General features: G+C 63.0%; 7 protein-coding genes. 4 read left to right on the top strand and 3 right to left on the bottom strand.

The features are described from left to right. Positions 1 to 57 precede the first annotated feature (57 nt). The 3 genes from EN906_RS25820 (at position 58) to EN906_RS25810 (ending at position 1,679) form a co-directional block, all read left to right on the top strand. Positions 58 to 381, top strand: coding sequence for a helix-turn-helix domain-containing protein (locus EN906_RS25820; protein ID WP_127269211.1), 324 nt, complete (start codon positions 58 to 60; stop codon positions 379 to 381). A gap of 213 nt (positions 382 to 594) precedes the next feature. Then, positions 595 to 1,344: a YebC/PmpR family DNA-binding transcriptional regulator gene (locus tag EN906_RS25815; RefSeq protein WP_023811824.1), complete on the top strand. Its 750-nt coding sequence runs from the start codon at positions 595 to 597 to the stop codon at positions 1,342 to 1,344. Next, positions 1,341 to 1,679 (top strand): SelT/SelW/SelH family protein, encoded by a 339-nt coding sequence (locus EN906_RS25810; RefSeq protein ID WP_127269210.1) that lies wholly within the window; start codon positions 1,341 to 1,343, stop codon positions 1,677 to 1,679. The genes EN906_RS25815 and EN906_RS25810 overlap by 4 nt, the downstream gene beginning before the upstream one ends. Positions 1,680 to 1,697: 18 nt before the next feature. On the opposite strand, the gene EN906_RS25805 is transcribed toward EN906_RS25810, so the two are convergent. Genes EN906_RS25805 through EN906_RS25795 form a run of 3 tightly spaced genes read right to left on the bottom strand, consistent with a single transcriptional unit; the run spans position 1,698 to position 3,183 of the window. Then, on the bottom strand, positions 1,698 to 1,847 hold the full coding sequence (locus tag EN906_RS25805; protein WP_127269209.1) for a hypothetical protein: 150 nt from the start codon (positions 1,845 to 1,847) through the stop codon (positions 1,698 to 1,700). 21 nt (positions 1,848 to 1,868) lie between these two features. Beyond that, on the bottom strand, positions 1,869 to 2,348 hold the full coding sequence (locus EN906_RS25800; RefSeq protein ID WP_127269208.1) for an anthrone oxygenase family protein: 480 nt from the start codon (positions 2,346 to 2,348) through the stop codon (positions 1,869 to 1,871). A 1-nt stretch (position 2,349) separates the two neighbouring features. After that, positions 2,350 to 3,183, bottom strand: coding sequence for an NAD(P)H-binding protein (locus EN906_RS25795; protein ID WP_127273225.1), 834 nt, complete (start codon positions 3,181 to 3,183; stop codon positions 2,350 to 2,352). A gap of 104 nt (positions 3,184 to 3,287) precedes the next feature. Here EN906_RS25795 and EN906_RS25790 point away from each other — a divergent pair, with 104 nt between their 5' ends. Continuing rightward, the gene (locus EN906_RS25790) at positions 3,288 to 3,929 is read left to right on the top strand and encodes a TetR/AcrR family transcriptional regulator (protein WP_127270924.1); all 642 of its coding nucleotides are present in this window, start codon (positions 3,288 to 3,290) and stop codon (positions 3,927 to 3,929) included. Positions 3,930 to 3,932 lie beyond the last annotated feature (3 nt).

The following is a 3,932-nucleotide window of genomic DNA, read 5'->3' as shown; positions in this document are numbered from 1 at the left end:
GACATATCCACAACTCCTTCCCTTGATCGGCCCGACAATATGTTATAAAAACATAACATGTCAACCCAATCGCAAGACGACAATGTTTTCAAGGCGCTGGCGCATCCGCGCCGGCGTGAAATGCTGGATCAGCTGAAGGACGCGCCGAAGACGACCGGCATGCTGTGCGAGGCCTTTCCCGACATCGATCGCTGCACCGTGATGCTGCATCTCAAGGTATTGGAGGAGGCCGACCTGATCGTTGCGCGGCGCGACGGCCGCGAGCGCTGGAACCATCTCAACGCGCTGCCGATCAAGCAGATCCACGACCGGTGGATCAGCCAGTATGCCGGGCATGCCCTCAGCATCATCGACCGGCTGAAGTCGGACCTCGAGGCGTGAACGCTTGCAGCAGCCCATGTCGCGCGTCCCGTGCGTGGTGCGGCTGGACGAATTGAGCCGATTTATCTATAAGCCGGCCATTCCGACAGAGAACGCCGTGCTTCCACGAGTTGCACCTGGGACGCTCTGAAATTTTGAATTCGGGCATTGCGGAAGACGAGGTCAGATCACTTCGCTTCGGGATGCTCTAGCCGAGAAGACGACAGGGGTGCCATGGCTGGCCATTCACAGTTCAAGAACATCATGCACCGCAAGGGCCGCCAGGATGCGGTGCGGTCGAAAATGTTTTCCAAGCTGGCGCGCGAAATCACCGTCGCCGCCAAAAGCGGGACGCCCGATCCATCGATGAACCCTCGCTTGCGGCTGGCGATTCAGAACGCCAAGGCGGTGTCGATGCCGAAGGACAACATCCAGCGCGCCGTCAACAAGGCCTCGATGGGCGATGCCGAGAACTACGAAGCCGTGCGCTATGAGGGCTATGGCCCGGGCGGCGTCGCCGTCATTGTCGAGGCGCTGACCGACAACCGCAACCGTTCGGCATCCAATGTGCGTGCTGCCTTCACCAAGGCCGGCGGCGCGATGGGCGAAACCGGCTCGGTGTCGTTCATGTGGGACCGTGCCGGCGAGATCTACTATCCGGCATCGGCCGGCAGCGCCGACAAGATCATGGATGCGGCGATCGAAGCCGGCGCCGATGATGTCGAGTCCGACGAGGAAGGCCACACCATCTATTGCGGCTTTGAGAACATGGGCGAAGTGTCGAAGGCGCTGGAAGGCGCGCTCGGCGAGGCTGAATCGGTCAAGCCGATCTGGCGGCCGCAAAACAACGTTCCGGTCGATGAGGAGCGGGCACAGTCGCTGATGAAGCTGGTCGCCACGCTCGAGGATGACGACGACGTGCAGAGCGTCTACGCCAACTTCGAAGTCGACGACGAGACCATGGCCAAGCTCAGCGCGGCATGAGCGAAGCTCAGTCCGAAATGAGCGGAGCTATACCCGCCACGAGCGAAAAGCCGTTGCCGGTCATCCGCATCACCTATTGCACGCAGTGTCAGTGGCTGCTGCGCGCCGGCTGGATGGCGCAGGAGCTGCTGTCGACCTTCGGCACGGACCTTGGCGAAGTGACGCTGGTGCCCGGCACCGGCGGCATCTTCACCATTTCCTGCAATGACGTGCTTGTCTGGGATCGCAAGCGCGACGGCGGCTTTCCGGACGCGGCCAAACTGAAGCAACTGGTCCGCGATGTCATTGATCCGGACCGCGACCTCGGCCATTCCGATCGGAAGACAAAGGCATAGGGGTCGCGAGCGCTGCCGTCACTTGCGTCGCCACGCACCGACGGCGGCGCCAATCGCAATACCCACGGCAACGCCCATCGGCAGATCATCCAGAGCGGTGCCGATCGCGGCACCGACACCAACTCCGATGGCCATGCCGAAGGCCATATTTGCGTATTGATCCTTCATCGGTCGCTCCATCCATCGTCGTCAACGCGTGGCGAACCAGAAGGATGCCAGCGCGGCTATGCCGCTGATGGTGCGGACATGGTTCCACATCACCCATTCATTGAGGTAGCGCGACCACAGGCTTGCGCCATTGCTGCTGGCCGGATCGACGGCGGCGAGCGCATCGTTCAGCGGGACGTTGAAGATCATCGTCACCACCACGATGCCGATGAGATACAGCAGGCTGCCGGCAAGCAGCCAGAGCGAACCCGACTGGCTCCAGCCCATCACCGCGCCGATGGCGACAAGGACGCAGACAAGCGCCGTGCCGAACAGGGCGGTCATGAACAGCGGCGTCACCGCGGTGACATTGATCGAATTCATCGCGGCGATACCGCCGGCAGCGGGCATGCGGGCGAGACCCGGCATGACGAAGCTGGAGAAAGCAAAGAAGACGCCACCGACGACGCCTGAGCCGATTGCGGCGATGAAGATGAGGGTGGGGAGAAGCTTCGCGATCATGTCAGTTGCTCCAGATGCCGGTTGCGGCGGTTTGCGTTGCGTAGGCGGAGAAGTCTCTTGGCTGGCGACCAAGCACGCGCTGGACGCCGTCGGTGAGCGACTCGTTGCGGCCGTCGAGCACCTGGGTGAACAGCTCATTGAGCAGCCAGCCGAATTCGGGCGGCAGCTCATGCGCGGCCACTGCGGCAGTGAATTCGTCATGCGAGATCCTGACAAAGCGGATGTCGCGTCCGGCCGCCTTGGCAATCTCGGCGACCGCGTCTGCGAAGCTCAGCAGCCGCGGCCCGGTCAACTCATAGAGCTGGCCGACATGGCCTGGCTCCGTCAGCACGGCAAAGGCGGCGTCGGCGATGTCGTCGGCATCGACAAAGGGCTCGCCGACATTGCCGATCGGCAACGCCACTTCGCCTTCAGCCAGGGACCCGGTGAAGAAGCCTTCGCTGAAGTTCTGCGAGAACCAAGCGCAGCGCAGGATGGTCCAGTCGGCGCCCGAGGCCTTCAGCATCTCTTCGGCGCGCTGGGCTTCCGTTTCGCCGCGCCCCGACAGCAGCACCAGTCGGGTGACACCGTTTTGCACCGCGAGCCTGGCGAAGGCGTCGACGGTTTCAGCGGCGCCCGGCACGGCGATGTCGGGATAGTAGCTGATGTAGAGGGCGCTGACGCCTTGCATTGCCGGTCCCCAGGTCGCTGGGACTTCCCAGTCGAAGCGCGGTGTACCGGAGCGCGAGCCGATCCGCACCGGCAGGTCGTGCGCCGTCAGCCGCTCGGCGAGACGGCGGCCGGTCTTGCCGGTGCCGCCGAGGATCAGAATTGGTTTGGTTGTCGGGTCAGTCATAACCGTTTCCTCTGTTTAAAATATGAATAATACTCACGTTTGCAAAATGTGATAAACCCTCGTATTTTGCGAGTCAAGCGATTTTGCTGGCATTGGAGTCAGTCATGGAAGACACGGCCGCGCCGGTTTCCCCGCGGGAGCAGATTGCTTCGCCGCGCCGGGCGCCCAGCCAGCAGCGCAGCCGCGAGCGGGTCGAGCGCATGCTGACTGCCGCCTCAGCGCTGATCGCCGAGCAAGGCAGCGACGCCATGCGCATGGGAGAGGTGGCGGAACGGGCCGGGGTGTCGATCGGGTCGCTCTACCAGTTCTTTCCGGACAAGCGGGCGATCATCTGGGCGCTGGCCGAGCGCTACACCGCCGAAAGCCAGTCCTGCATTTCGGCAGCACTGGCTGGTGTCAGGGACGCCGAAGGCCTGCAGTCCGCGTTTTCAGAGTTGGTCGACATCTATTACCGGCTGTTCCTGGCCGAACCGGTGATGCGCGACATCTGGTCGGGCACGCAAGCCGACAAGGCGCTGCGCCAGCTCGAACTCGCCGACAGCCGGGCCAATGCCGAGTTTCTAACCGCGGTGCTGAAACGGCTGCGGCCGGCAGCCGATCCGGTGGCGTTGGAAACGACGGCGTTCCTCATCTGGCAGATGGGCGAAGCCGCCATGCGGCTGGCGATCTCGGTTGAGCGCCAAGAGGGCGACAGGCTGGTCGCGGCCTACAAGCGCATGGCGCTGAGGGAATTGCTGGCCGAGTAGCAA

The sequence above is a fragment of the Mesorhizobium sp. M7A.F.Ca.CA.004.06.1.1 genome (assembly GCF_003999135.1).
Lineage (GTDB): Bacteria > Pseudomonadota > Alphaproteobacteria > Rhizobiales > Rhizobiaceae > Mesorhizobium.
The sequence above is the reverse complement of the archived record's forward strand: the minus strand, read 5'-3'. Positions and strand labels throughout refer to the sequence as shown.

What these genes read in the sequence shown, in the direction of transcription:
- EN906_RS25820 (WP_127269211.1), top strand. Translation starts at nt 58, where the DNA reads ATGTCAACCCAATCGCAAGACGACAATGTTTTCAAGGCGCTGGCGCAT.
- EN906_RS25815 (WP_023811824.1), top strand. Translation starts at nt 595, where the DNA reads ATGGCTGGCCATTCACAGTTCAAGAACATCATGCACCGCAAGGGCCGC.
- EN906_RS25810 (WP_127269210.1), top strand. Translation starts at nt 1,341, where the DNA reads ATGAGCGAAGCTCAGTCCGAAATGAGCGGAGCTATACCCGCCACGAGC.
- EN906_RS25805 (WP_127269209.1), bottom strand. Translation starts at nt 1,847, where the DNA reads ATGAAGGATCAATACGCAAATATGGCCTTCGGCATGGCCATCGGAGTT.
- EN906_RS25800 (WP_127269208.1), bottom strand. Translation starts at nt 2,348, where the DNA reads ATGATCGCGAAGCTTCTCCCCACCCTCATCTTCATCGCCGCAATCGGC.
- EN906_RS25795 (WP_127273225.1), bottom strand. Translation starts at nt 3,183, where the DNA reads ATGACTGACCCGACAACCAAACCAATTCTGATCCTCGGCGGCACCGGC.
- EN906_RS25790 (WP_127270924.1), top strand. Translation starts at nt 3,288, where the DNA reads ATGGAAGACACGGCCGCGCCGGTTTCCCCGCGGGAGCAGATTGCTTCG.